Raw genomic sequence first — 24,159 nt, forward strand, 5'->3', positions numbered from 1 at the left:
GGATCATGCGGGTTCACGTCGTGTCGGACGTCCACGGCAACACCGAGGCCCTGGCACGGGCCGGGGAGGGCGCCGACGCGCTGATCGTCCTCGGCGACCTGCTGGATTTCGTCGACTACCACCAGCACGACCAGGGGATCCTCGGCACGCTGTTCGGCGCGGAGAAGGTCGCCACGTTCGCCCGCCTGCGGCGCGAGGGCACCCGCGAGGAGTCGATCGCCTTCTCCCGCTCGTTGTGGTCCAGCCTGGACGACCCGGCCGCGGCGGTCGCGGAGGCCGTCCGCGAGCAGTACGCCGAGCTGTTCGCGGCGATGACCACGCCGACGTACGCGATCGCCGGCAACGTGGACACGCCCGACCTGTGGCCGGAGTTCGCCGGGGACGAGGTGCGGCTGGTGGACGGCGAGGTCGTCGAGATCGGCGGCCTGCGGTTCGGCTTCACCGGCGGCGTGGTGCTGCCGCCGGGCGCGACGATCCGCCGGTCCAACCCGGTGTGGCGGCCCTACCTGCGCACACAGGAGGAGTTCGACGAGGCCGTCGGCAAGCTCGCCGACATCGACGTGCTCTGCACCCACCAGCCGCCGGCGCTGCCGGAGCTGACCTACGACGTGGTGGCCCGGCGGCACGAGCTGGGCTCGTCGGCGCTGCGCGGGTTGATCTACGCCGAACAGCCGCGGTGGTCGCTGTTCGGGCACGTGCACCAGCCGCTGTCGGCGCGGCTGCGGGTGGGCCGCACCGAGTGCCGCAACGTCGGCCACTTCAAGGTCACCGGACGGCCCTGGGTGCTGCGGTGGTGACTGCGGTGCGAACCGGGCGCAGGCGGTAACCTCTCCGCCATGGCCGAGCAGTCCACGCAGTCCATCGAGGTCGAGGCGCCGCCGGAGAAGGTCATGGCGGTGATCGCGGACTTCGGGTCCTACCCGGAATGGGCCAAGCAGGTGCGGGAGACCGAGGTGCTCGCCACCGACGACGCCGGCCGCGCCAAGCAGGTCAAGCTGACGCTGGACGCCGGCCCGATCAAGGACGTCTACACCCTGGAATACGACTGGGCCGCCGACGGTAGCTCGGTGAGCTGGCACCTGGTGCGCGGGCAGATGCAAAAGGCGCAGGACGGCCGCTACGAGCTGGTGCCGGCCGGGGAGGGCCGCACCCGGGTCACCTACACGCTGTCGGTGGAGCTGGTGCTGCCGATGATCGGGCTGCTGCGCCGCAAGGCGGAGAAGATGGTGATGGACACCGCGCTCAAGGAGCTCAAGCGCCGGGTGGAGGACCTCGCCTGAGGGCGGGGCGGCGCATGACGCGGCTGCTGCTGTTCACCGGCAAGGGAGGCGTCGGCAAGACGACGCTCGCCGCGGCGACCGCCGCGGGTCTCGCCGCACGCGGGTACAAGACCCTGGTGGTGTCCACCGACCCGGCGCATTCGCTCGGTGACGCGTTCGGTGTCCCGCTCGGCGCGGAACCGTCCGAGGTGGACACCCGGTTGCACGGCGCGCAGGTGGATTCGCGCGGGCTGGCCGACGACATCTGGCAGGACCTGCGCGGCCGGCTCAAGGGCGCGCTCGCCGGGGCCGGGGTGGACGCGCTGGACGCCGAGGAGCTGAGCGTGCTGCCCGGCGTGGACGAGCTGCTCGCGCTGACCGAGGTGCAGCGGCTGGCCGAGGCCGGCCGCTGGGACGTGGTGGTGGTCGACTGCGGCCCGACCGCGGAGACCCTGCGGCTGCTCGCGCTTCCCGAAGCGGTTTCCGGGTACCTGGACAAGGTGTTCGGCTGGCAGCTCACGCTCAGCGGGTCGCGCGGGCTCGCCCGGTCGGTGCGTGACCTCGCCGCGCACGTGGCCTCGCTGCGGGATCTGCTGACCGATCCCGCCGTCACGACCGTGCGGCTGGTGCTGACGCCGGAGCGGGTCGTGGTGGCCGAGGCGCGGCGCACCCTCAGTTCGCTGGCGCTGCGCGGCATCCGGGTCGACGGGCTGATCGTGAACCGGCTGGTGCCGGCGCCCGGGGTGTGGCGCGGCCCGGCGGCGTCCTGGATGCGCACCCGCCGCCGCCAGCAGGACCAGGTGCTCGCCGAGCTGAGCGGGGAGCCGGCGTGCGTGGAGCACCGCGCGGCCGAACCGGTCGGGTTGCCCGCGCTGCGCGAGATCGCCGGTGAGCTCTACGGCGAGCGGGACCCGTTGGCGGGCCGGGGTGAAGAGACCGCGCCGCTGCTGCAGGTGACCGAAGTGGACGGTGGGTACCGGTTGCGGCTGGCGCTGCCGCTGAACCGTGACGCGCGGCTCGACCTGGCCCGGGTGGACGACGACCTGGCCGTCACGGTGGACGGGTTCCGCCGCCTGGTGGCGCTGCCGGAGGCGTTGCGCCCGTGCCGGATCACCGGGGCGGAGTCGGGCGCGGACGGGCTCGTCGTCTGGCTGGCCGCGCCTGGGGAGGACGCATGACGACCGGTGAGGGGGCGGCCGCGGCGAGCCTGGCGGAGGAGATCCGGCTGCTCGTCGAGATGGTCGTCGAGCGCGCGGCGCCCTGGCTGGACGGGGTGGTCGCCGCCGGGCACGGCGAGCCGGGGACGCCGGTGGAGGGCACCGACTGCGGCTGGTGCCCGCTGTGCGCCGTGGTCGCCGTCGTGCGCGGGGAGAAGCCCGAGTTCGCGGCCCGCGTGCTGGAGCAGGCGGCGCAGCTGATCGCGCTGCTGCGCGCCGTGCTGGCCGACCGGTGGGAGCCGCAGGAGGGCGTGCACATGCCCGGGTTCCAGCCTCCCCCGCGGCCCCGGCCGGAGTCCGGCCGGGTGCAGCGCATCCCGGTGCAGTGGCGGGAGAGCTAGTGCTTTCGATCGGTCTGGATGTCGGCGGCACGAGCGTGCGGGCCGGGGTGGTGGACGAGCACGGCTCGCTCCTGGATACCGCGCGGACTGGCACGCCGGGCACGGAGCCCGCGCTGGAGGACGCGATCGCCGCGGTGATCGAAGAGCTGCGCAACCGGCACGACGGTGCCGGTGGAGCCGGTGAGGTCGGCGCCGTGGGGCTCGCGGTCGCCGGGTTCGTCGCCGACGACCGCCGCACGGTGATGTTCGCGCCGCACCTGGCGTGGCGGCACGCCCCGGTGGCGGACCGGATCGCCAAGCGCGTCGGTTTGCCGGTCACGCTCGAGCACGACGCCAATGCCGCCGCCGTGGGGGAGCACCGGTTCGGCGCCGCCCGCGGTGCGCACGTGGCTGTGCTGGTGGCGATCGGCACCGGTATCGGCGCGGGCCTGCTGCTGGAGGGCCGGCTGTACCGCGGCGCGCACGGGGTCGCGCCCGAACTGGGGCACCTCACCGTGGTGCCGGACGGACGGGCCTGCCCGTGCGGCAAGTACGGCTGCTGGGAGCGTTATTGCAGCGGGACGGCGCTGGCGGCGACGGCGATCGAGCTGCTCGCCCGCTACCCGGGGAGCTCGACGATCCTGGCCCGGGACATCGCCGCGGACCCCGGTGCGCTCACCGGGCGGCGGGTGGCCGGCGCGGCGCGCGACGGCGACCCGATCGCGCAGCGCGCGGTGGCCGAGCTGGCGAAGTGGCTCGGCGAGGGCCTCGCGCTGGTGGCGGACGTGTTCGACCCGGAGATCGTGGTGATCGGGGGCGGGGTGTCGGAGTCGGCACCGTTGTTCCTCGACGAGGCGCGCGAGCACTACGCGGCCGCGATCACCGGCGGCAGGCACCGGCCGCTCGCGCGGATCCGCACCGCGCAGCTGGGCGACGATGCCGCCCTGGTCGGGGCCGCCGCACTCGCGCTCGAGGCGCGGGCGGTGTGATGAGGTGTGCCAAGCTGGACAGATGACCCCGGATGACGGCGACGGCTTCGTGTACTGCGAACTCGGCCATCGGCATTGGGGCATCCACGGCGCCGCCGGTTTGCTGCTGACCGACCCCGAGCGGGGAGTGCTGTTGCAGCACCGGGCGTGGTGGACGCACCACGGCGAGACGTGGGCGCTGCCCGGCGGCGCGCGGCGCGGCCACGAGACGGCGCGCGAGGCGGCGACGCGGGAGGCCGGGGAGGAGGCCGCGGTGCCGGCTGCCGCGGTGCGGCCCACGGCCGAGTCGGTGGTGGACCACGGCGGCTGGAGCTACACGACGGTGCTCGCGTGCACCCGGCACCCGGTGCGGGAGCGGGTGGTCAGCGAGGAGAGCGCCGAGCTGCGGTGGGTGCCGCCGGAGGAGGTCGGTTCCTACCCGTTGCACGCGGACTTCGCGACCGCGTGGCCGGCGCTGCACGCGCAGCTGGGCCGCGAGCTGGTGCTGGTCGTGGACGCGGCGAACGTGGTCGGGTCGCGGCCGGACGGGTGGTGGCGGGACCGGGCCGGTGCCGCGGAACGGTTGCGGGACCGGTTGTCCGGGCTGGTGCACGACGGTGTGCGCAGCACCGACGTCGGCCTGGGCGGCGCGGAGTGGTCGTGGTGGCCACGGGTGCAGATGGTCGTCGAGGGGCAGGCGCGGGACGTGCCGCCGGCCGATGACGTCGAGGTGATCGCGGCGGTGCGTGACGGTGACGCGCAGATCGTGGAGAGCGTGCGCAAGGCGCGGGACGCCCGCCCGCGCGATCACGTCGTGGTGGTCACCGCGGACCGGGAGCTGCGGGCGCGGGTCGAGGCCGAGGGTGCCGGCGTGCTGGGCCCGGCGGCGCTGCTGAACCTGGTCGCGGACTAGGACCGGTTCCGGCCGGCCCGGGCGGGCGAACCGGCGGCAGAAAAAAGACCGACCGGTCGCTTTTATGTGTATGCTGGCCGTCGTGGTGGAGAAGCGGCGGGACGCCCGGCTCGAACGGGGGCGGCGGACCCGGGAGACGGTGCTCGACGCGGCGGTCGCGCTGGCGTCGGTGTACGGCCTGGAAGGGCTGACGTTCGGCCGGCTCGCCGAGCACCTGGGCACGAGCAAGTCCGGGCTGTTCGCGCACTGGAAGGACAAGGAGCACCTGCAGCTCGACGCGATCGACCGGGCGCGTGCGCAGTGGACGGACCGCGTGATGGCGCCCGCGCTGCGCGCTCCGGCCGGGGTGCGCCGCGTCCTCGCGCTGCACGAGGCGCGCATGGCCTTCTACGCCGAGGGCGTGCTCCCCGGCGGCTGCTTCTTCCTGGCCGCGCAGACCGACTTCGACGACCGGCCCGGGGTGGTCCGGGAGAAGACGGCGCAGTCGTTGCACGACTGGCTGGGCTTCGTCCGGTCCGTGGTCGAGGAGGCGATCGCGCTCGGTGAACTGCCCGGCGGCACCGACGCGGGCCAGCTCGCCTACGAGATCGACGCGCTGGGCGAGTCCGCGGTGATCCATTCGCGGTTCGTCGGCCCGGACACCACTTTTCCGCGCGCCCGCCGCGCCGTCCTGGACCGGCTGCGTGCCCTGGCCGTCCAGCCCGATCTGCTACCGGAGGAATGAACAGTGCTGAGAACTTCGTGGGTCGCCGGACCGGCCGAGGCCACCGGGCCGGTGCTCGTCAGCGTCACCGACTACACCTCGGACCGGCTGTGGGACATGCCGGGGATCTACCGCGCGGGCCGCCGGCTGGCCCGGCACTGGCCCGGCCTGGACGGTGCCGTCGGGCACTGGCTGTGGGCCGAGCCGCTGCAACGCCGGTCCGGGTCGGTCTCGGTGTGGCGGAGCAAGCAGGCCATGCGGGGGTTCGTCGGCCTGCCCGAGCACGTGCGGATCATGCGCACCTACCGCGACCGCGGCAGCATCCGGACCGCCACCTGGACCGCCGAGGACCCGGACCTGCGGACGGTGTGGGCGCAGGCCGCCGAGTTCCTCCGGCAGCCCGCCTGACCGGATTGCGCGCTCAGCCCAGGGCCGCGGTCAGCTGGTCCACCCCGGCGGCCATCAGGACGGCGAGATCCGCCCGGGGATCGCGCAGCCACTGCTCGTACGCGGCCAGTGCGATCCCGAGCGCGGTGTAGGCGACGGTCTGCGGGGCGAGCGCCGAGGCGGGCACGCCGAGCCGTCCCGCGACGAACTCCGCGATCACCTGCCGCCAGTCGGCGTAGCGCAGGGTCGAGTGCGCCTGGAGCGCCGGGGTGGTGAGGATCAGCTCCATCCGCTGCCGGTGCCACACCGCTTCGGCGGGGTCGACGCGGTTGAAGCGGACCAGCGCGTCCCGCAGCACGTCGGGCAGCGGGAGGTCCGGCGGGTAGGCGGCGAGCCGTCGGCGCATCCTGTCCAGCTGGCCGTCGAAGTCGCCCCACGCGATGTCGTTCTTCGACGGGAAGTAGCGGAAGAACGTGCGCCGCCCGATGCCGGCGGCCTTCGCGATGTCGTCGATCGTGGTGCGGTCGAAGCCGCGGCTGGCGAACAACGCGAACGCCGCGTGCTCGACCTCCGCCCGCGAGGTGATCGGCTTGCGCCCCGCGCGGGGCGCCGGATCCGCCTTTTCGGTCATCCCTCTTCCATTCGGCACTCGGTGCCATTATTGTCCGGGAAGCGCGGCCGCACCGCAGCGGCCGGATCGCCGAAGGGAGCATCGCATGTCCGACGCCGAGAACGCCGCCCCCGCCGTGGAGGACACGCTCGTCGAGGAGGACCTGCTGGTCGAAGAGGTCTCCATCGACGGCATGTGCGGCGTCTACTGACCGGCGTGTTCGATCCGGACCGCGCCTACCGGTGCTCCCCGCGGGTCGCCTTGCGGCCGGAACCCTTCGGGGCGCTCGCCTACGACTTCGGCACCCGGAGGCTGTCGTTCCTGAAGACGAAGATCCTGGTCGAGGTGGTGCGCACGCTCGGGGACCAGCCCGACGTGCACACCACGCTCGACGCCGCCGGCGTCCCCGCCGACCAGCGCCCGGCCTACCTCGCGGCGCTGGCGGGACTGGCCGACAACGGCACGATCGAACCGCGCTGAACCCACCACGAAGGGCGTGCGATGAAGCTCGTCGAACACTTCAAGCAGGGGCTCACCTCGCCCATCTGCCTGACCTGGGAACTGACCTACGCCTGCAACCTCTCGTGCGTGCACTGCCTGTCCTCGTCGGGCCGCCGTGACCCGCGGGAGCTGAGCACGGCGGAGTGCAAGGCCGTCATCGACGAGCTGCAGCGCATGCAGGTCTTCTACGTCAACATCGGCGGTGGCGAGCCGACCGTGCGCGCCGACTTCTGGGAGCTCGTCGAGTACGCGGTGGACCACCAGGTGGGCGTCAAGTTCTCCACCAACGGCGTGAAGCTCACCCCCGAGCGGGCCCGCTGGCTGGCCGCCAGCGACTACGTGGACGTGCAGATCTCCCTCGACGGCGCCACCGCCGAGGTCAACGACCACGTGCGGGGGCCCGGTTCCTACGACACCGCGATCCGGGCGATGCGGAACCTGAGCGACGCCGGTTTCCGCGACTTCAAGCTGTCGGTGGTGATGACCCGCCACAACGTCGGGCAGCTCGACGAGTTCAAGGCCATCGCCGACCGCTACGGCGCCCAGTTGCGCATCACGCGGCTGCGCCCGTCCGGCCGCGGCGCCGACACCTGGGACGAGCTCCACCCGACCGCCGGGCAGCAGCGGCAGCTCTACGACTGGCTGGTCGCGCACGGCGAGCAGGTCCTCACCGGCGACTCGTTCTTCCACCTCAACGCGCTCGGCTCGGACCCGCTGCCCGGTCTCAACCTGTGCGGCGCGGGCCGCGTGGTGTGCCTGATCGACCCGGTCGGCGACGTCTACGCCTGCCCGTTCGCGATCCACGAGGAGTTCCTGGCCGGCAACGTCCGCGACGCGGGCGGGTTCGCCGGCGTGTGGCGCACCTCGGAGCTGTTCGAGCGCCTGCGTGGTCCGCAGACCGGCGGTGCGTGCACGTCGTGTTCCGCCTACGACTCCTGCCAGGGCGGGTGCATGGCGGCGAAGTTCTTCACCGGCCTGCCGCTGGACGGGCCGGACCCCGAATGCGTCAAGGGCCGGGGTGAACTGGCGCTGGCCACCGTGGGCACGCCCGCCCCGCGCTCGCACATCGACCACTCGCACTCCACGACCCGCAAGAGCCGCCGGAGCAGCAAGGTGTCGGTCAGCATCGGGTTCGGGCCGCCCGAGGGCGGCACGCGGCCGGACCGGGCCTGCGACACCAGCCCGCTCGCGGGGTTCCAGCCGGCGCGATGACCGGGCTGACCGGCCCCGTCCGGGTCGGCGGCCGCACCGCCCCGAGCCGGGTCCTCTTCGGCCCGCACGAAACCAACCTGGCCCGCGGCCGGGCGCTCGCGGACCGGCACGTCGCCTATTACCGGCGGCGCGCCGAGGGTGGCGCCGGGATCGTGGTCACCGAGACCGCCGGCGTGCACGACTCGGACTGGCCCTGCGAACGCGCACCGCTGGCCGCGGCGTGCGGGCCGGGCTGGCGGTCCGTTGTGGACGCTTGCCGTCCGCACGGGACGTTGGTGGTGGCCTCGCTGGGGCACGCCGGTGGGCAGGGGAGTTCGGCCTACCACCAGTCGGCGCTGTGGGCGCCGTCGCGGGTGCCGGACCCGGTGAGCCGTGAACTGCCGATGGAGATGGAGGAGCCGGAGATCACCACGCTGATCGCAGGGTTCCGCGACTCCGCGGCGCTGGCCGCCGAATCCGGAGTGGACGGTGTGGAGATCGACGCCGGGCAGTACTCGCTGGTGCGGCAGTTCTGTTCCGGCCTGACCAACCACCGGCGCGACGCCTACGGCGACCGCGGACGGCTGCTGCGGGAGGTGCTGGCCGCGGTCCGGGCGGCCATCGGTGACCGGATCCTCGGGCTGCGCCTGGCGTGCGACGAAGGCGCCCCGTGGGCGGGGATCACCCCGGAACAGGCGGCCGCGCTCGTGCACGACGTGGCCGGTCTGCTGGACTACCTGGTGCCGGTGCGGGGTTCGGCGTTCGCGGACTCCCGCCCGGATCTGCGGACCGAGCCGGGCTTCAACGCCGGGCTGTGCCGGAGTCTGGCCGGGTCGGTGACGACGGTGCTGCAGGGCAGTGTGGTCGACCCGGCCCGCGCGGAGCAGGCCCTGGAGTACGCCGGGCTGGTCGAGATGACCCGCGCGCTGATCGCCGATCCGGACCTGGTCCGGCAGGTCCGGATCGGCCGCACGCCCCGGCCGTGCGTGCTGTGCAACCAGATGTGCCGGGTGCGGGATCCGCGCAACCCGGTCGTCAGCTGCATCGGCGAGCCGCGCAGCGGGCACGAGACGGAGGATCCCCTGGGCGGGCCGGGATCCGGTGCCGTGCTGGTGGCCGGCGGGGGGCCGGCCGGGCTGGAGGCCGCACGCGTGCTCGCGCTGCGCGGGTTCGATGTGGAGCTGACCGAGCGGGACGACCGGCTCGGCGGCATGGTCCGGATCGCCGCGCGGGTCGCCGGACGGGAGCGGCTCGGGCGGCTGGTGGACTGGCTGGAGGCCGAGGTCCGGCGGCTGGGCGTGCGGGTCTCGACCGGGGTGGAGACCCGCGAGCCGGACGGGCGGCCGGTGATCGTCGCGACCGGCAGTACCGCCGGTCCCCGGGACTACGCCGTCGAGGGCGGTGCGGTGCTCGACGTGGTGACCGTGCTGGCCGGTGCGGCCCTGCCGGACGGGCCGGTCGTGGTGCACGACCCGGTCGGCGACTGGGTCGGCGCCGGGGTCGCGGAGCTGCTGGCGGGCCGCCGTGCGGTGGCGATCGTCAGCCCGGACCCGGTGATCGCTGCCCGGACGGGCGACCTCGCCGGCGTCAACACCCGGCTGCAGCGGGCCGGGGTGACGCTGGTGAAGCGGTCCCGCCCGCGGGTGGTGCGGCGGGACCACGTGGTGGCGGAGGACGTGCACACCGGGGCGGTGCGGGAGCTGCCGTGCGCGGTGCTGGTCCACTGTGGACACCGGTGGCCGGATCCGGCGTTGCCCGGTGTCGCGGTCGGGGACGCGGTGGCGCCGCGGACGATCCACGAGGCCGTCCTGGAGGGCAGGCGCGCGGCGGTGGCGCTGTGAGCCTGCTGTTCGAACCGCTGCGGCTGGGGCCGGTCGAGGTGCGCAACCGGATCGTGTTCGCCGCGCACCTGACCAACTACGCGGCCGGCAACCTGCCCACCGAGCAGCACGCCGCGTACTACGCCGCCCGGGCCGCCGGCGGTGCCGGCCTGATCATCTCCGAGGAGCACGTCGTGCACCCCTCGGACTGGCCCTACGAGAAGGTGATCCACGGCTACCGGCCCGAGGTCGTGCCCGGCTACCGGCGGATCACCGGCGCGGTGCACGCGCACGGCGTGCCGATCTTCGCGCAGCTCAACCACAACGGCGGTCAGGCGTGGTCGCGGTACTCGCGCCGCGTGGTGTGGGCGCCCTCGCCGGTGCCGGATCCGCTGTTCCGGGAGGTGCCCAAGGCGATGTCGCGCGCGGAGATCGCCGAGGTCGTCGCCGGGTACGGCCGGGTCGCGCGGCACTGCGCCGAGGGTGGGTTCGACGGGGTGGAGATCCAGTGCTCGCAGTCCTCGCTCGTGCGCGGGTTCCTGGCGCCCGCGACCAACCTGCGGACCGACGACTACGGCGGGCCGCTCGTGAACCGCGCCCGGATCCTGCGGGAGATCATCGGCACCGTGCGCGCGGCGATCGGGCCGTCGCGGGCGCTGGGCGTGCGGCTCTCCGGTGACGACCTGGTCGAGGGCGGTGTCACGCTCGGCGAGGCGGTCGAGGTGGCGCGGATGATCGCGCCCGGCGTGGACTACCTGAACACCTCCATCGGCGTCGCGACCGCGACGTTGTACCTGGTCGAACCGTCGATGGCGGTGCCGCGCGGGTATGCGCTGCCGGTGGCCGGGGCGTTCCGGCGGGCGGTGTCGCTGCCGGTGGTCGGCATCGGGCGGATCAAGGACCCGGCGGAGGCCGAACACGCACTCGCGGAGGGCCTGTGCGACCTGGTCGGGGTGGTGCGCGGGCAGATCGCGGACCCGGCGTTCGCCGCCAGGGCCCGCGCGGGCCAGGCGGTGCGGACCTGCCTGTCGTGCAACCAGGAGTGCGCGGGCCGGGTGGGGCTGAACCGGTGGCTGGGCTGCGTGGCGAACCCGCGCGCCGGGCGGGAGGCGGTGCCGTTGCCCGCGCCGGGACCGCGGCCGAAGCGGGTGCTGGTCGTGGGCGGCGGCCCGGCGGGCCTGCGGGCGGCGGCCACGGCCGCGCAGCGGGGGCACCAGGTCACGCTGTACGAACGGGCGGCGTCGGCCGGCGGGCAGATCGCGCTGGCGGCCACGGCGCCCGGCCGGGCCGAGCTGGGGGACCTGGTGCGCGACCTGACGCGGGAGTGCCGGGCGGAGGGTGCGGACCTGCGGACCGGGGTGGCGGTGACCGCGTCCCGGCTGCTGGCGGAGGCGCCGGACGCGGTCGTGCTGGCGACCGGCGCCCGCCCGGTGGTGCCGGAGTGGGCGGCGGGGCTGCCGCGGGTGGTGCACGCGCGGGACGTGCTGGGCGGGGTGTCGCCCTCGGGCTCGGTGGTGGTGATCGACGAGACCGGTTTCCACCCCGCGACCTCGGTGGCGGAGCTGCTGGCGCGGCGCGGGTGCCGGGTGACGCTGTCGACGCCGGGGATGGTCGTGGGACAGGATCTGGGGATCACACTGGACCGGGAGCTGTTCGCGCGGCGGGCGCACGCGCTCGGGGTGACCGAGTCGACGGACGAAATGGTGCTCGGTGCCGCGGCGGCGGAGGATGGGGGCGTGGTGTTGCGGGTGCTCAGGCACACGACCGGCGAGGTCCGGCAGGTCCACCGCGACTGGGTGGTGTGCGCGACGCACCAGGCACCGGAGGATTCGCTGTGGCACGCGCTGCGCGACGCGCCCTTCCCGGTCCTGCGGGCGGGTGATTGCCTGGCCCCGCGGCGCGCGCACGCCGCGGTGGTGGAGGGACACCGGGCGGGGGTGTCGTTGTGAGCGATCAGGTTGCCGGGCGGGTGGCCGTGGTGACCGGGGCGGCCCGGGGCATCGGCGCGGCCGTCGTGCACCGGCTCGCGGACGAGGGCTGGCGGGTGGTCGCCGTGGACATCGCGGCGGACCTGCCGGGCCTGGACTACCCGCTCGGGCGACGCGAGCAGCTCGCCGGGATCGCCGCGAAGTGGCCCGGACAGGTGATCGACGTCGTCGCCGACGTGCGCGACCAGGGGGCGCTCGACGAGGCCGTCCGCGTCGCCGAGCGCGAGTTCGGCGGGCTGGACGCGGCCGTCGCCGCCGCCGCGGTGATGGCCGGCGGGCGGCCGCTGTGGGAAACGACCGATGCCGAATGGGAATCGCTGTTCGGTGCCGGGGTGGACGGCGTCTTCCACCTCGCCCGCGCGGCCGTGCCGGCCCTGCTGCGCCGCCCCCAGCCGCGCAGCGGGCGCTTCGTCGCGCTGGCCTCCGCCGCGGCCCACACCGGGTTGTGGCGGCTGGCCGGCTACAACGCGGCCAAGCACGCCGTCACCGGGCTGGTCCGCGGTCTCGCCACGGACCTGCGCGGCACCGGCGTCACCGCGACGGCGGTGTCGCCCGGATCGACCCGCACCCCGATGCTCGCGGCCACCGCCGCGTTGTACGAGCTGGACGACGTCGAGGAGTTCGCCCGGCACCAGCTCGCCGAGCGGCTGCTCGAACCCGGGGAGGTGGCGGCCGCGGTGTGCTGGCTGTGCGGGCCCGACGCGAGCGCGATCACCGGCACGGTGGTGCACGCGGACGGGGGGTTCACCGCATGACGGTGCTGCGCGTGGATCCCTCGACGAAGGTGGTCGCCGGGGGCCGGGTGCTCGTCGGCGGTGCGCCGCTGCGGGTCATCACCCTGTCCGCCACGGGCGCCCGGCTGTACGCCGCGTGGGCGGCCGGCGCCGAGGTCGGCGACAAGCCCCACCACCGGCGGCTCGCCGGGAAACTCGTCCTCGCCGGCCTGGTCCACCCCGGCTACCCCGAGGCCACGCTGACCCCGCGGGACGTCACCGCCGTCGTGCCCGTGCGCGACCACGCCGACCGGCTCGCCGCGCTCCTGCCGTGCCTGGCCGGGCTCCGCGAGACCCTGGTGATCGACGACGGGTCGGCCGTGCCGGTCCCGCACGCCGTCGACCGCCACCCGGTGCCGCGCGGCCCCGCCGCGGCCCGCAACACCGGCTGGCGCAAGGTCACCACCGAGCTGGTCGCCTTCCTCGACGCCGACACCCGGCCCCGGCCGGGCTGGCTCCCGCCGTTGCTCGCGCAGTTCGAGGACCCCGCGGTGGTGGCCGTCGCGCCGCGGGTGCGCAGCACGCCGGGCGACGGGGCGCTGGCCCGCTACGAACGCGACGGGTCCGCTTTGGACATGGGTCCCGTCCCGGCGCAGGTGCGCCCGCGCGGGCGCATCACCTACCTGCCCACGGCCGCGCTCGTCGTCCGCACCTCGGCGTTGCGGGCGATCCACGGGTTCGACGAGGACCTGCGCTTCGGCGAGGACGTCGACCTGATCTGGCGGCTGGTGGACGCGGGCGGATCGGTGCGGTACGAACCGCGGTCGGAGGTGGCGCACGAGCCCCGCACCACCTGGCGGGCCTGGCTGGGGCAGCGCTACAGCTACGGCACCTCGGCCGCTCCGCTGGCGCGCCGGCACGGCCGGCGAGCGCTCGCCCCGGTCCGGGTGTCCGGCTGGACGGCCCTGGCCTGGCTCGCGCTCGCCACCGGCCGCCCGACGGCCGCGGTGGCGATCGCACTCGGCACCGCGGCCCTGTTGCCGCGCAAGCTGGCACCCCTCGGCGTGCCGGCGCGCGAGGCGCTGGGCATCGCCCTGCGCGGGCACCTCGCGGCCGGGCGCTTCCTCGGCGGTGCGCTCACCGGCGCGTGGGGTCCCGCGGCGGTCCCGCTGCTCGCGTTGTCCCGCCGCGGCCGCCGCGTCCTCGCGCTGGCCTACGCGCGGCATCTGCTGGACTGGGTGCGCACCCGGCCGGACCTCGACCCGCCCCGCTGGCTGCTGGCGCGCGCCGCCGCCGACCTCGCCTACGGCGCCGGGGTGTGGCGCGGGTGCCTGCGCGAGGGCGAACCGGGCCCGCTCGTCCCCGACCTGTCGAACTGGCCGGCCCGCCGGCCGCAGCGTTCCGCCGCGGTTCCGCCGCGCGGTGCCGCGCCGAACGGGATCCAACCGTGAACCTGGCCGACCTCGCCTGGCCCGAACTGGGGGAGCGCCGTCTCCTGGTGGTACCGCTGGGCGCCACCGAGCAGCACGGCCCGCACCTGCCGTACACGGTGGACACCGAGATCGCGGTCGAGCTGTGCCGGCGCCTCGGCCGGGTGCGGCCGGAGATCGTCGTGGCACCCGCGCTGCCGTTCGGATCCAGCGGGGAACACGCGGGTTTTGCGGGCACGCTGTCGATCGGCCAGGAAGCCACCGAACTCGTCCTGGTCGAGCTGGTGCGCTCCGCGGACGCCTTCGCCGGGGTGCTCCTGGTGTCCGCGCACGGCGGCAACGCGATGCCGGTGCGCCGCGCGGTGCGGACACTGCGGGCCGAGGGGCGGAACGTGCGCGCCTGGTCGCCGGACGGCCCCGCCGGTGACACCCACGCCGGGCGGCTGGAGACGTCGGTGATGCTGGCGGTGCGGCCGGAAGCCGTGCGCATAAACCGTTTCCAGGCCGGGGTGACGCGTCCGCTGTCCGAGCTGATCGGGCGGTTGCGCGGCGAAGGCGTGCGCGGGGTGAGTCCGAACGGGGTGCTCGGCGACCCCGCCGGGGCGAGCGCGGAAGCGGGGCGCGCCACCCTCGACCGATGGACGGACGGTCTACTTGACGCTGCCGCGGCGCTGGCCGGAGATGGCATGATAGAGCCGTCGGTGGATGAGACCCCTGTCACAAAGAGGTGATCGGTGTGAAGACCAAAGCCGCAGTCCTGCACTCCGCGGGCAAGCCGTTCGAGATCGAGGAACTCGAGCTCGACGGGCCGCGTGCGGGCGAGGTTCTGATCAAGTACACGGCCGCCGGGCTGTGCCACTCGGACCTGCACCTGATCGACAACGACCTCGTGCCGCGGTTCCCGATCGTGGGCGGGCACGAGGGCGCCGGCATCATCGAGGACGTCGGCCCGGGCGTGACCAAGGTCCAGCCGGGCGACCACGTCGTGTGCTCGTTCATCCCGAACTGCGGCCACTGCCGCTACTGCGCCACCGGCCGGTCCAACCTGTGCGACATGGGAGCCACCATCCTCAACGGGAACCTGCCCGACGGCTCGTTCCGCTTCCACCGCGGCGGCACCGACTACGGCGGCATGTGCATGCTGGGCACGTTCAGCGAGCGCGCGACGATCTCGCAGCACTCCGTGGTCAAGGTGGACGACTGGCTGCCGCTGGAGACCGCGGTGCTGGTGGGCTGCGGGGTGCCGACCGGCTGGGCGTCGGCGAACTACGCCGGCGGTGTCCGGGCCGGGGACACGTGTGTGGTCTACGGCATCGGCGGGATCGGCATCAACGCGGTGCAGGGCGCGGCGCACGCCGGCGCCGCCAACGTGATCGCGGTGGACCCGGTGGAGTTCAAGCGCGAGAAGGCGCTCGAACTCGGCGCCACGCACGCCTTCGCCGATGCCGCCGAGGCCGCCGAGAAGGTGACGGAGCTGACCTGGGGCCAGATGGCCGACCAGGCGCTGATCACCGTCGGGACGGTGGACGAGCAGGTCGTCACCGACGCGTTCAACGTGATCGGCAAGGGCGGCACGGTCGTGATCACCGGCCTGGCCAACCCGGAGAAGCTGACGGTGCACCTGTCCGGCGGCGTGATGACGTTGTTCGAGAAGACGGTCAAGGGCACGCTGTTCGGGTCGGCCAACCCGCAGTACGACATCCTGCGGCTGCTGCGCCTGTACCAGGCGGGGCACCTGAAGCTGGACGAGCTGGTGACGAAGCGCTACACCCTGGACGAGGTCAACGAGGGCTACCAGGACCTGCGCGACGGGAAGAACATCCGCGGCGTGATCATGCACGCGGCGGACTGAGGACGCGACAGCGGTGCGGGCGGAGGCCGGCGGTCTCCGCCCGCACCGCTGTCCCGGGATGGGCCGTTCGGCCGAGCGCTGATACGACGTTCGGCTGTGTCCACGTCACAGTTGTGTGGCACCCGGCTGTCATCCCGTCACAGAGATGCGCGGGCACGGCTACTCATCGTTGACCCTGCCGGACCCCGATTCCTATCGTGACCGCGATCAACGTGGATCTCGGAAGGACTTCTCGATGGCGCATCAACGGCGATCGCCCGCGCCCGGTGACGGGGCCCCGGCCCTGGAACGGCGCCGGTTCCTCGGTTATCTCCTCGCCGCGCCCACCCTGGCGGTCGCGGCGAAGCTCGGCGGTGATCTCGCCGCCCCCGCACCGGCCGGCGCCGCGATCCCCACCCTCCCCGGCCCGGCCGACGTCCTGGACCTCGGTGACGCCCTCACGCTCGCCGCGATGCCGACCTCCGGCCTCATCGCGATCCAGGTCAACCGCGACGACACCGTCTCGTTCGCCGTGCCGCGCGCGGAGGTCGGCCAGGGCATCACCACCACGGTCGCCATGCTCATCGCCGAGGAGATGGACCTGCCGCTGAGCAAGGTCGGCGTCAACCTCGCCGACGCCCGCCCGGAGCTGGTGTTCAACCAGCTCACCGGCGGGTCGAACTCGGTGCGCTCGCTGTACCAGCCGGTGCGCACCGCGGCGGCGATCGCCCGCGCCCGCCTGCTGGCCACCGCGGCCGCGCAGTGGAAGGTCGACGCCGCCACGCTCACCGCCCGCGACGGCGTCATCCGCTCCGCCTCCGGGCGGACCGCCACGTACGGGTCCCTGGCCGAGGCCGCCGCCGCCGCGCGCACCGAGGAGGTCTCCGCCACGCTCAAGAAGACCTCCGAGTTCCGCATCATCGGCACACCCACCACCCGCATCGACGCGCTCGACGCGGTCACCGGGCGCAAGCGCTTCACGATGGACCTCCAGGTCCCGGGCGCGAAGCCGACCATGGTCTGCCGGCCGCCGACGATCAACGGCACCGTGCGCTCGGTCGCCAACCTCGCCGAGGTCAAGGCGATGCCCGGCGTCACCGACGTCGTCACCGTCTCCAGCGGCGTCGCCGTGCGGGCGGACACGTTCGGCCAGTGCATCGACGCGGTCCGCGCGCTGAAGGTGGACTGGGGACCGGGCACAGTGGACGGTGAGTCGGACGCGACCGTCGAGGCGAAGCTGCGTGCCGCCGCGCTGCCGCTGGCCGTGCCGCCGGTGCTGACGCAGTCGATCGACGCCGAGTTCGTGTTCGCCTTCGCCAGCAACAGCGCGCTGGAGACCAACTGCGCGATCGCCGACGTGCGGGCCGACCGGGCCGAGATCTGGTCCGGCCTCAAGTCGCCGATCGTGACGCAGGAGAAGGTCGCCGCGATGCTCGGCCTGCCGATCCCGGCGGTCAAGGTGCACGTCGTCACCGGCGGCGGTTCGTTCGGGCGCAAGCTGTTCGGCGACGCGGCGCTGGAGGCCGCGGAGATCTCGAAGAAGATGGGCAAGCCGGTCAAGCTCATGTGGCACCGCGCCGACGACGCCCGCCACGGGCGCACCCACCCGATGTGCCTGTCCCGCGTGCGGGTCAACCACGCGCTGGGCAACGTGGTCAGCTACGAGCAGCGGCACACCAGCGTCACCACCGACTTCGGCCACGGCCTCGGCGAGATCCTCACCGCCGTCGCGGCGAAGCTGCCCGTCGGTGACATCGGGTTCTCCCAGACGGTGTTCATGCTGTCCACCTCGATGCCCTACAACTTCGGCGCCACCACGCAGTTGCTCAACGAGGTGCCGCTGAAGTTCCACACCGCCAGCATGCGCAACGTGTACTCGCCGAACGTGGTGTGCGCGCGTGAGCTGATCGTCGACCAGCTCGCCGCGAAGATGGGCCAGGACCCGTTGACGTTCCGGCGGAACTTCCTCAAGGACGACCGCATCCGCAAGGTCCTCGACAAGGTCGCCGAGGTCGGCAACTGGGGCCGGAAGATGCCCGCCGGCACCGCCCAGGGCATCGCGCTGCACCACGAGTACAAGAGCGTCAGCGCGGTCCTGATGGAGATCGACTGCCGGCCGGAGACGGTCAACCGCAAGGTCCGCAACGGCGTCGCCGGGCCGCGCGTCACCAAGGCGGTCGCGGTCGTGGACGCCGGCCTGCCGATCAACCCGAAGGGCCTGGAGGCGCAGACGATCGGCTGCGTCAACGACGGCATCGCGCTCGCGCTCACCTCGAGCCTGCACATCGACAAGGGCCTGCCGCTGGAAGCGAGCTGGGACAACTACTTCTACACCCGGCAGTGGAACACGCCGCCGGAGATCGAGGTCGTGGTCCTGCCCGCCACCACCGGTGAGCCCGGCGGCGCGGGTGAGCTCGCGGTCGCCAGCTCGTTCGCCGCGGCGGCCTGCGCCTACGGCCGGGCGGTGGGGAAGATGCCGACGCGCTTCCCGATCAACCACGGCACGCTGAGCTTCGAGCCGAAGCCGAAGGTGCCGCCGGTGCCCGAATCGCCGGTCGACGGCCTGGCCCACACCTTCTGAGGAGACTTCGTTGTCCCAACACACTTTCACGGTCAACGGCAAGCGGGTCACGGTCGACGCCGACGACAAGGTCCGGTTGCTGTGGGTGCTGCGTGACCTGCTCGGCATCACCGGTCCGAAGTACGGCTGCGGTATCAACGTGTGCAAGGCGTGCACGAGCCACATCAACGGCAAGGCGTTCAACCCGTGCTCGGTGCCGGTGTCGGCGATCGGGCCGGACGACGAGATCACCACCATCGAAGGGCTGGCCGACCCGGAGACCGGCGAACTGCACCCCATGCAGCAGGCGTGGCTCGACCGGGACGTCGCGCAGTGCGGCTACTGCCAGCCCGGTCAGATCATGGCGGCCATCGCGAAGGTCAAGCAGGCCCGCGCGGAGGGGCGCGAGATCAGCGACGCCGACTTCGACGAGATCCGCAACATCTGCCGTTGCGGCACCTACTCGCGCATCCGGGAGGCGGTGCGGACCGCAGCGGCCGAGATGAGGTGACCGTCCGCGATTGCGACGACAAAGCCCCGCATTTTTCCGCAGATGCGGGGCTTTGCGCTGCGGTTACGCACAGTTGGACACTTTCGTGTTAGATGTCCACTCGCGAGCCCTCGACGAGGAGGACGGACATCTCATGAGGTACACGGGCGCCGACCCCGCGGTGGCCGGCCTGGCCGGCCGCGCCCTGACGCGGTTGCCGGAGATGACCAAGGCGACCTACGAGCAGATCCTCGCGGAGATGACGGTCTACCGCGAGCAGCGGTTCGTCTCCCACGACGAGTTGTTCGCCTCCTGCCGCGACAACCTCCAGTTCCTGGTCCGCGCCCTGTCCGAGTCCGGCGCACCCGATCTGTCCCAGGCGCGCGCGACCGGCCGCGACCGGGCGCTGGCGGGCGCCCCGCTGCCGGAGTTGCTGCGGGCGTTCCGGATCGGGTTCACCGAGGTGTGGCAGTGCTTCGTCGAGCTGACCACGCCCGCGCAGGACGTCGCCACGCTGGTTACGGCGACCACCGCCATCTGGGACCTGATGGACGACTACACCGAGGACCTGACCTCGACCTACCGGGCGACCATGGCCGAGATCAGCCGGACCCGGCAGAACCGCAGGCTGGCGCTGGTGGAGGCGCTGTTCGCCGGGGGCAGCGCCACCGAGGGCACGCTGTGGGACATCGCGCGGATGCTCGACCTGCCCCTGGAGGGCACGTTCGTCGTGGTCGCGGCGGAGGCCCCCGGGCTGGGCCAGGAGGCGTTGCCCCTGATCGAGGCCCGGTTGCGGGAACGGCACCACGCCTCGGCCTGGCGGCTCACGCCCGAGCTGCAGATCGGGGTGGTGTCGGTGCGTGACGCGGACGGGGTGCTGGAACTGCTGCGGGACAACCCGCGTGCGCGGGTCGGGGTCAGCCCGGTGTTCGCCGGCCTCGGCGACACGGCCAGGGCGCTGCACCTGGCGCGCGTGGCGATGAACAGCCTGCCGCCCGGGACGAAGGGCGTCGCGCGGTTCCAGGAGTCACCACTGGCCGGGCTCGTCGCGAGCGATCCGGAGGCGTCCGCGCAACTGGCCGGTCAGGTGCTGCGGCCGATCCTGGAGCTGCCCGGCGAGGAGGGCAACGTGCTGCTGCTGACGCTGCGCGCCTGGTTCGACTGCGGCGGCTCCACGAAGCAGATCGCCGAGCGCGTCTACTGCCACCCGAACACGGTGCGGCACCGGGTGAAACGGATCAGCGACGTGCTCGGCCGGTCGCTGACCGACCCGGCGGACATCGCGGAGCTGGGCGCGGCGCTGCGGGCGTTGTCCATGTACGGTGACCGCGCCCGCAGAGCCGTGCGTACCGGGCACCGGACCTAGTCGAGCTTCTTGCCGGTGGCCTTGGTGAAAGCGCGTGCACCGGCGCGGTCGACCGCCGCCTTGACGCCGCCGAAGATCGCACCCTGCAGCACCGCCGCGGTGATCACCTCGCGGGTGGAGTAGTCCGACGACGTGGCCTCCGGTGCCTCGTCCTCCCCGGTCGCGGCCCGCCACGCCTGCTTGAACAGCCTGCCGGCCAGGATCCCGCCCAGCGCGCTCACGGCCAGGCTCAGCGGCTTGTACAGCAGTTTCATCCCGTCACCTCTCCACAGTGGACCCCGCTCCACCGGCCCGGGTACCCACGGTCGCCGCCGGTGACACCCCGGCCCGTTGTGCGGGGTCGTGGCAAGGGCGTACCTTGGCGCGATACTTCGCCGGGAGGGTGGGGGCTCGTGGTCAGGGGCAAGGTCGTCCGGTTCGACGAGATGCGCGGGTACGGGTTCGTGTCGCCGGAAGGAGGTGGTGAGGACGTCTTCATGCACGTCAACGATCTCGACGTGGACAAGCGGCTGATCACGCCCGGAGTGGTCGTGGAGTTCACGGTTTCCGACGGCGAGCGCGGCCGCAAGGCGTCCGACATCCGGCTGGTCGGCCGGCCCGGCGGGGGCGAGCACCCGCCCCCGGCGCACGACTTCCGCGAGGAGCTGACCGAAGCGCTGCTCGCCGGCGTGCCGACGCTCACCGCCGAGCAGGTGCTGCGGGTCCGCCGGGTCGTCCTCGACCTCGTCCGTGACCACGGCCGGCTCGGCGGGTAGATGTTTCACCCCCCGGGCCGCGGGCACACGGACGGGCATGAAGGCTGTTACCTGGCACGGCAAGCGTGACGTCCGCGTGGACGACGTCCCGGACCCGCGGATCGAGGAGCCCACGGACGCGATCGTCCGCGTCACCTCGACCGGTATCTGCGGCTCCGACCTGCACCTGTACGAGGTGCTCGGCCCGTTCCTGGAGGCCGGGGACATCCTCGGTCACGAGCCGATGGGCGTCGTGGAGGAGGTCGGCTCCGGCGTGCCGAACCTCCGGCCCGGCGACCGGGTCGTGGTGCCGTTCAACATCTCCTGCGGCCACTGCTTCATGTGCGATCAGGGACTCCAGTCGCAGTGCGAGACCACCCAGGTGACCGACAAGGGCAAGGGAGCCGCCCTGTTCGGCTACACCAAGCTCTACGGGCAGGTGCCCGGCGGGCAGGCCGAGTACCTGCGGGTCCCGCAGGCCCAGTACGGCCCGGTCAAGGTGCCCGAGGGCCCGCCGGACGACCGGTTCGTCTACCTCTCCGACGTCGTGCCCACCGCGTGGCAGGCCGTCGAGTACGCCGGTGTCCCCGAGGGCGGCAGCGTCACGGTGTTCGGGCTCGGCCCCATCGGTCAGATGTGCTGCCGCATCGCCGCGCACCGCGGCGCCGGCACGGTGATCGGCGTCGACCTCGTGCCCGAGCGGCTGGCGCTGGCCGAACGCCACGGTGTCACCACCATCGACGCACGCGCGGAGAAGGACGTGCCGGGCGCGGTGCGGGAGATGACCGCGGGCCGCGGCTCCGACTCGGTGATCGACGCGGTCGGCATGGAGGCCCACGGCGCACCACTGGGCAAGCTCGCCCACCAGATGGTCGGGCTGCTGCCGGACCAGGTCGCCGCGCCGCTGATGGAGAAGGGCGGCGTGGACCGGCTCGCGGTGCTGCACCAGGCCATCGCCACGGTGCGCCGCGGCGGCACGATCTCATTGTCCGGCGTCTACGGCGGCATGCTCGACCCGCTGCCGATGATGGACATGTTCGACAAGCAGATCCAGTTGCGGATGGGCCAGGCCAACGTGCGGCGCTGGATGGACGACGTGCTGCCGCTGGTGTCCGGCGACGGGGACCCGCTGGGCGTCGAGGGCTTCGCGACGCACCGGCTGCCCCTGTCGGACGCGCCGCACGCCTACCGGATGTTCCAGCAGAAGCAGGACGGCGCGATCAAGATCCTCCTGGAGCCGTCCGCGTGATCGGCCGGGTCCGGGGCGGCCGGCCATCCTGCCCCGGTTCCGGAACGGTTGCCGGTACCGGCGGACGTGTAACCGGCGAGCCGCGAGGTACCCGGACAGCGACCCGGTGAAAGGAGAAATGCCGACATGAGCACGATCACCGAATCCGTCGACGTGGACGTCGACGTGCACACCGCCTACAACCAGTGGACCCAGTTCGAGTCCTTCCCGGAGTTCATGGAGGGTGTCGAGCAGATCCGGCAGATCGACGACACGCACACGCACTGGGTGACCAAGATCGGTGGGGTGACGCGCGAGTTCGACGCCACCATCACCGAGCAGCACCCGGACGAGCGGGTGGCGTGGCGGGCCGACTCCGGCCCGAGCCACGCCGGGGTCATCACCTTCCACCGCCTGGGGGACAACCAGACCCGCGTGACCGCGCAAATGGACATCGACCCGGACGGGTTCGTCGAGAAGGCGGCCGACAAGCTGGGCATCCTGGACCGCCGGGTGCACGGGGACATGGAGCGGTTCAAGGCGTTCATCGAAAAGCGTGGCGGTCAGGAGACCGGCGCGTGGCGGGGTGACGTGGACCGCCCGGGCAGCTGATGGCCACGAGTACCCGGCGCGACGCCGCCGAGTTCGTGCCGGACAGCCGCTCGCTGGACCGGCTCCGCTCGGCGGCGCTGCGGTGCCAGGGTTGCGACCTCCACCGGGACGCGACGCAGACCGTGTTCGGGGACGGCCCGGCGCCGGCGAAGGTGCTGATGCTCGGGGAACAGCCGGGGGACAAGGAGGACGTCGCGGGGGAGCCCTTCGTCGGCCCCGCGGGCCGGCTGCTGGACCGCGCGCTCGACGAGGCCGGCGTCGACCGCTCGCAGGTGTACGTGACCAACGCGGTGAAGCACTTCAAGTTCGTCCGCGGCGAGCGGGGCAAGCAGCGGATCCACAAGAAGCCGTCCCGCGGGGAGATCGTCGCGTGCCGGCCGTGGCTGGTGGCCGAGCTCGAGGCCGTGCAGCCGGCGGTGGTGGTTCTGCTCGGGGCCACCGCCGCGTCGTCGCTGATGGGGCCGTCGTTCCGGGTGACCGCTCATCGGGGTGAGCTGCTGCCCGCGCCGGAGGAGTTCGGCGGCCGGCCGGAGCGGGTCCTGGCCACCGTGCACCCGTCCTCGGTGCTGCGGGCACCGGACCGCGACGAGGCCTACGCCGCGCTGGTGGCCGACCTGCGCTCGGTACCCGAGATGATGTAACCCCCGCCGCTGGGCGCCGGGACGGGCCGGGGCCGTCGGGGCGTGAACTGGAGGAGCCCCTCGCCGGGAGGGCGAGGGGCTCCGGAAACGGCGCGGGGCTGCGTGCGGTTCAGGTGTTGCGCTTGGAGAGCCGGTCGCGGAGCTTGTCGATCAGGCCGGCGCCCGGGTCGAGGATCATGTTCAGCGGCGGGCGGTCCGGGGCGCTGGGGTGCGGGCGGGTCGGTGCCATCTTCTTCGCCCGCTCCACCTTGTCGCCCAGGTCCTGCAGTTCCTCGGCCGAGCAGGCGGCCTGGAGCTTGGGCAGCAGGTCCTGCTCCTCGTCCTCGATGTGGTGCCGGATGTCCTGCATGAGCTGCCGCATCAGCTCGTCGAAGCGCGGGTCGGTCGCCGGCACCTCCTCGAGCTGCTTCATGACCTCCTCGGCCTCGGCGTGCTCCTCCAGTTCGTGGTCGGCGAGCTGGTCGCCGTTCTCCAGGTACTTGCGGGCCGCCGGGTACATGAACTGCTCCTCGGCGACCGAGTGCCGCACGAGCTCGGCGATCACGTGGTCGGCGAGGTCGCGGCGGTGCTCGGGGGTGCCGGTGCCCGCCTCCAGCTCGGTGAAGACGCGCTCGACGTGCCGGTGGTCGGAGATGATCACCGAGATCAGGTCCGGTTTGTCCGTGGCGGTCATCGTG

At 73.3% G+C, this 24,159-nt stretch carries 27 protein-coding genes; 24 read left to right on the forward strand and 3 right to left on the reverse strand.

What is annotated here, in order from left to right; genetic code table 11:
* Positions 1–5: 5 nt before the first annotated feature.
* The 8 genes from FHX45_RS24685 to FHX45_RS24720 all read left to right on the forward strand — a co-directional run bounded on the left by FHX45_RS24685 (position 6) and on the right by FHX45_RS24720 (position 5,788).
* Positions 6–797 carry a metallophosphoesterase family protein gene (locus tag FHX45_RS24685; protein ID WP_167106592.1) on the forward strand — a complete coding sequence of 264 codons (792 nt, stop codon included), beginning with the start codon at positions 6–8 and terminating at the stop codon, positions 795–797.
* A 39-nt stretch (positions 798–836) separates the two neighbouring features.
* A complete protein-coding gene (locus FHX45_RS24690; RefSeq protein ID WP_167106595.1) occupies positions 837–1,280 on the forward strand; it encodes an SRPBCC family protein in 444 nt (147 codons plus the stop codon).
* 14 nt (positions 1,281–1,294) lie between these two features.
* Entirely contained in the window at positions 1,295–2,437 is a 1,143-nt protein-coding gene (locus FHX45_RS24695) for an ArsA family ATPase (protein ID WP_167106597.1), read from the forward strand.
* On the forward strand, positions 2,434–2,817 hold the full coding sequence (locus tag FHX45_RS24700; RefSeq protein ID WP_167106600.1) for a hypothetical protein: 384 nt from the start codon (positions 2,434–2,436) through the stop codon (positions 2,815–2,817). The genes FHX45_RS24695 and FHX45_RS24700 overlap by 4 nt, the downstream gene beginning before the upstream one ends.
* A 14-nt stretch (positions 2,818–2,831) precedes the next feature.
* Positions 2,832–3,785, forward strand: coding sequence for an ROK family protein (locus FHX45_RS24705; RefSeq protein ID WP_167109413.1), 954 nt, complete (start codon positions 2,832–2,834; stop codon positions 3,783–3,785).
* A gap of 22 nt (positions 3,786–3,807) precedes the next feature.
* The gene (locus FHX45_RS24710) at positions 3,808–4,677 is read left to right on the forward strand and encodes an NUDIX domain-containing protein (RefSeq protein ID WP_167106602.1); all 870 of its coding nucleotides are present in this window, start codon (positions 3,808–3,810) and stop codon (positions 4,675–4,677) included.
* A gap of 82 nt (positions 4,678–4,759) precedes the next feature.
* Positions 4,760–5,401, forward strand: coding sequence for a TetR family transcriptional regulator C-terminal domain-containing protein (locus tag FHX45_RS24715; protein WP_208406090.1), 642 nt, complete (start codon positions 4,760–4,762; stop codon positions 5,399–5,401).
* Positions 5,402–5,404: 3 nt separating this feature from the next.
* Positions 5,405–5,788, forward strand: a complete 384-nt coding sequence (locus tag FHX45_RS24720; protein WP_167106608.1) for a hypothetical protein — start codon at positions 5,405–5,407, stop codon at positions 5,786–5,788.
* Positions 5,789–5,801: 13 nt separating this feature from the next.
* On the opposite strand, the gene mftR is transcribed toward FHX45_RS24720, so the two are convergent.
* Positions 5,802–6,398: a mycofactocin system transcriptional regulator gene (gene mftR / locus FHX45_RS24725; RefSeq protein WP_167106610.1), complete on the reverse strand. Its 597-nt coding sequence runs from the start codon at positions 6,396–6,398 to the stop codon at positions 5,802–5,804.
* An 85-nt stretch (positions 6,399–6,483) separates the two neighbouring features.
* On the opposite strand from mftR, the gene mftA reads away from it, so the two are divergent.
* The 12 genes from mftA to FHX45_RS24785 all read left to right on the forward strand — a co-directional run bounded on the left by mftA (position 6,484) and on the right by FHX45_RS24785 (position 20,267).
* Entirely contained in the window at positions 6,484–6,588 is a 105-nt protein-coding gene (gene mftA / locus FHX45_RS24730) for a mycofactocin precursor MftA (protein WP_167106612.1), read from the forward strand.
* A complete protein-coding gene (mftB, locus tag FHX45_RS24735) occupies positions 6,573–6,857 on the forward strand; it encodes a mycofactocin biosynthesis chaperone MftB (RefSeq protein WP_167106614.1) in 285 nt (94 codons plus the stop codon). Before mftA ends, mftB begins: the two co-directional genes overlap by 16 nt.
* 21 nt (positions 6,858–6,878) lie before the next feature.
* A complete protein-coding gene (mftC, locus tag FHX45_RS24740) occupies positions 6,879–8,090 on the forward strand; it encodes a mycofactocin radical SAM maturase (RefSeq protein WP_167106616.1) in 1,212 nt (403 codons plus the stop codon).
* Positions 8,087–9,910 (forward strand): mycofactocin system FadH/OYE family oxidoreductase 1, encoded by a 1,824-nt coding sequence (locus FHX45_RS24745; protein ID WP_167106618.1) that lies wholly within the window; start codon positions 8,087–8,089, stop codon positions 9,908–9,910. The genes mftC and FHX45_RS24745 overlap by 4 nt, the downstream gene beginning before the upstream one ends.
* On the forward strand, positions 9,907–11,838 hold the full coding sequence (locus FHX45_RS24750; RefSeq protein ID WP_167106620.1) for a mycofactocin system FadH/OYE family oxidoreductase 2: 1,932 nt from the start codon (positions 9,907–9,909) through the stop codon (positions 11,836–11,838). The genes FHX45_RS24745 and FHX45_RS24750 overlap by 4 nt, the downstream gene beginning before the upstream one ends.
* Positions 11,835–12,632 (forward strand): mycofactocin-coupled SDR family oxidoreductase, encoded by a 798-nt coding sequence (locus FHX45_RS24755; protein ID WP_167106622.1) that lies wholly within the window; start codon positions 11,835–11,837, stop codon positions 12,630–12,632. Before FHX45_RS24750 ends, FHX45_RS24755 begins: the two co-directional genes overlap by 4 nt.
* Positions 12,629–14,041 (forward strand): mycofactocin biosynthesis glycosyltransferase MftF, encoded by a 1,413-nt coding sequence (gene mftF / locus FHX45_RS24760; protein WP_167106625.1) that lies wholly within the window; start codon positions 12,629–12,631, stop codon positions 14,039–14,041. The genes FHX45_RS24755 and mftF overlap by 4 nt, the downstream gene beginning before the upstream one ends.
* Positions 14,038–14,751: a mycofactocin biosynthesis peptidyl-dipeptidase MftE gene (mftE, locus tag FHX45_RS24765; protein ID WP_167106627.1), complete on the forward strand. Its 714-nt coding sequence runs from the start codon at positions 14,038–14,040 to the stop codon at positions 14,749–14,751. Before mftF ends, mftE begins: the two co-directional genes overlap by 4 nt.
* A gap of 5 nt (positions 14,752–14,756) precedes the next feature.
* Positions 14,757–15,872, forward strand: a complete 1,116-nt coding sequence (locus FHX45_RS24770; protein ID WP_167106629.1) for an NDMA-dependent alcohol dehydrogenase — start codon at positions 14,757–14,759, stop codon at positions 15,870–15,872.
* Positions 15,873–16,107: 235 nt separating this feature from the next.
* Positions 16,108–18,432, forward strand: a complete 2,325-nt coding sequence (locus FHX45_RS24775; protein WP_167106631.1) for a molybdopterin cofactor-binding domain-containing protein — start codon at positions 16,108–16,110, stop codon at positions 18,430–18,432.
* Between the two features lie 10 nt (positions 18,433–18,442).
* On the forward strand, positions 18,443–18,922 hold the full coding sequence (locus FHX45_RS24780) for a (2Fe-2S)-binding protein (RefSeq protein ID WP_167106633.1): 480 nt from the start codon (positions 18,443–18,445) through the stop codon (positions 18,920–18,922).
* A gap of 133 nt (positions 18,923–19,055) precedes the next feature.
* A complete protein-coding gene (locus FHX45_RS24785) occupies positions 19,056–20,267 on the forward strand; it encodes a PucR family transcriptional regulator (protein WP_167106635.1) in 1,212 nt (403 codons plus the stop codon).
* On the opposite strand, the gene FHX45_RS24790 is transcribed toward FHX45_RS24785, so the two are convergent.
* On the reverse strand, positions 20,264–20,521 hold the full coding sequence (locus tag FHX45_RS24790) for a DUF4235 domain-containing protein (protein ID WP_167106637.1): 258 nt from the start codon (positions 20,519–20,521) through the stop codon (positions 20,264–20,266). The two genes, FHX45_RS24785 and FHX45_RS24790, sit on opposite strands and share 4 nt — an antisense overlap.
* Positions 20,522–20,659: 138 nt before the next feature.
* Between FHX45_RS24790 and FHX45_RS24795 the strand changes: the two genes are divergently transcribed.
* From FHX45_RS24795 to FHX45_RS24810, 4 genes are all read left to right on the forward strand, one after another.
* The gene (locus tag FHX45_RS24795; protein WP_167106639.1) at positions 20,660–21,022 is read left to right on the forward strand and encodes a cold shock domain-containing protein; all 363 of its coding nucleotides are present in this window, start codon (positions 20,660–20,662) and stop codon (positions 21,020–21,022) included.
* A gap of 37 nt (positions 21,023–21,059) precedes the next feature.
* Positions 21,060–22,250, forward strand: a complete 1,191-nt coding sequence (locus tag FHX45_RS24800; protein WP_167106641.1) for a zinc-dependent alcohol dehydrogenase — start codon at positions 21,060–21,062, stop codon at positions 22,248–22,250.
* Between the two features lie 126 nt (positions 22,251–22,376).
* Positions 22,377–22,841, forward strand: a complete 465-nt coding sequence (locus FHX45_RS24805; protein WP_167106644.1) for an SRPBCC family protein — start codon at positions 22,377–22,379, stop codon at positions 22,839–22,841.
* On the forward strand, positions 22,841–23,482 hold the full coding sequence (locus tag FHX45_RS24810) for a UdgX family uracil-DNA binding protein (protein WP_167106647.1): 642 nt from the start codon (positions 22,841–22,843) through the stop codon (positions 23,480–23,482). The genes FHX45_RS24805 and FHX45_RS24810 overlap by 1 nt, the downstream gene beginning before the upstream one ends.
* A 109-nt stretch (positions 23,483–23,591) precedes the next feature.
* Here FHX45_RS24810 and FHX45_RS24815 read toward each other — a convergent pair whose 3' ends face one another.
* The gene (locus FHX45_RS24815; RefSeq protein WP_167106654.1) at positions 23,592–24,155 is read right to left on the reverse strand and encodes a hemerythrin domain-containing protein; all 564 of its coding nucleotides are present in this window, start codon (positions 24,153–24,155) and stop codon (positions 23,592–23,594) included.
* Positions 24,156–24,159: the final 4 nt, after the last annotated feature.

Source organism: Amycolatopsis granulosa (assembly GCF_011758745.1).
Taxonomy (GTDB): domain Bacteria; phylum Actinomycetota; class Actinomycetes; order Mycobacteriales; family Pseudonocardiaceae; genus Amycolatopsis_E; species Amycolatopsis_E granulosa.

Excerpts from the sequence above, each read along its gene's own strand:
- FHX45_RS24695 (WP_167106597.1), top strand. The coding sequence starts at position 1,295 with ATGACGCGGCTGCTGCTGTTCACCGGCAAGGGAGGCGTCGGCAAGACG.
- FHX45_RS24800 (WP_167106641.1), top strand. The coding sequence starts at position 21,060 with ATGAAGGCTGTTACCTGGCACGGCAAGCGTGACGTCCGCGTGGACGAC.
- FHX45_RS24790 (WP_167106637.1), bottom strand. The coding sequence starts at position 20,521 with ATGAAACTGCTGTACAAGCCGCTGAGCCTGGCCGTGAGCGCGCTGGGC.
- FHX45_RS24815 (WP_167106654.1), bottom strand. The coding sequence starts at position 24,155 with ATGACCGCCACGGACAAACCGGACCTGATCTCGGTGATCATCTCCGAC.
- FHX45_RS24785 (WP_167106635.1), top strand. The coding sequence starts at position 19,056 with ATGAGGTACACGGGCGCCGACCCCGCGGTGGCCGGCCTGGCCGGCCGC.
- FHX45_RS24710 (WP_167106602.1), top strand. The coding sequence starts at position 3,808 with ATGACCCCGGATGACGGCGACGGCTTCGTGTACTGCGAACTCGGCCAT.
- FHX45_RS24745 (WP_167106618.1), top strand. The coding sequence starts at position 8,087 with ATGACCGGGCTGACCGGCCCCGTCCGGGTCGGCGGCCGCACCGCCCCG.
- FHX45_RS24700 (WP_167106600.1), top strand. The coding sequence starts at position 2,434 with ATGACGACCGGTGAGGGGGCGGCCGCGGCGAGCCTGGCGGAGGAGATC.
- mftF (WP_167106625.1), top strand. The coding sequence starts at position 12,629 with ATGACGGTGCTGCGCGTGGATCCCTCGACGAAGGTGGTCGCCGGGGGC.
- FHX45_RS24805 (WP_167106644.1), top strand. The coding sequence starts at position 22,377 with ATGAGCACGATCACCGAATCCGTCGACGTGGACGTCGACGTGCACACC.
- mftR (WP_167106610.1), bottom strand. The coding sequence starts at position 6,398 with ATGACCGAAAAGGCGGATCCGGCGCCCCGCGCGGGGCGCAAGCCGATC.
- FHX45_RS24685 (WP_167106592.1), top strand. The coding sequence starts at position 6 with ATGCGGGTTCACGTCGTGTCGGACGTCCACGGCAACACCGAGGCCCTG.
- mftC (WP_167106616.1), top strand. The coding sequence starts at position 6,879 with ATGAAGCTCGTCGAACACTTCAAGCAGGGGCTCACCTCGCCCATCTGC.
- FHX45_RS24810 (WP_167106647.1), top strand. The coding sequence starts at position 22,841 with ATGGCCACGAGTACCCGGCGCGACGCCGCCGAGTTCGTGCCGGACAGC.
- FHX45_RS24690 (WP_167106595.1), top strand. The coding sequence starts at position 837 with ATGGCCGAGCAGTCCACGCAGTCCATCGAGGTCGAGGCGCCGCCGGAG.
- FHX45_RS24775 (WP_167106631.1), top strand. The coding sequence starts at position 16,108 with ATGGCGCATCAACGGCGATCGCCCGCGCCCGGTGACGGGGCCCCGGCC.
- mftA (WP_167106612.1), top strand. The coding sequence starts at position 6,484 with ATGTCCGACGCCGAGAACGCCGCCCCCGCCGTGGAGGACACGCTCGTC.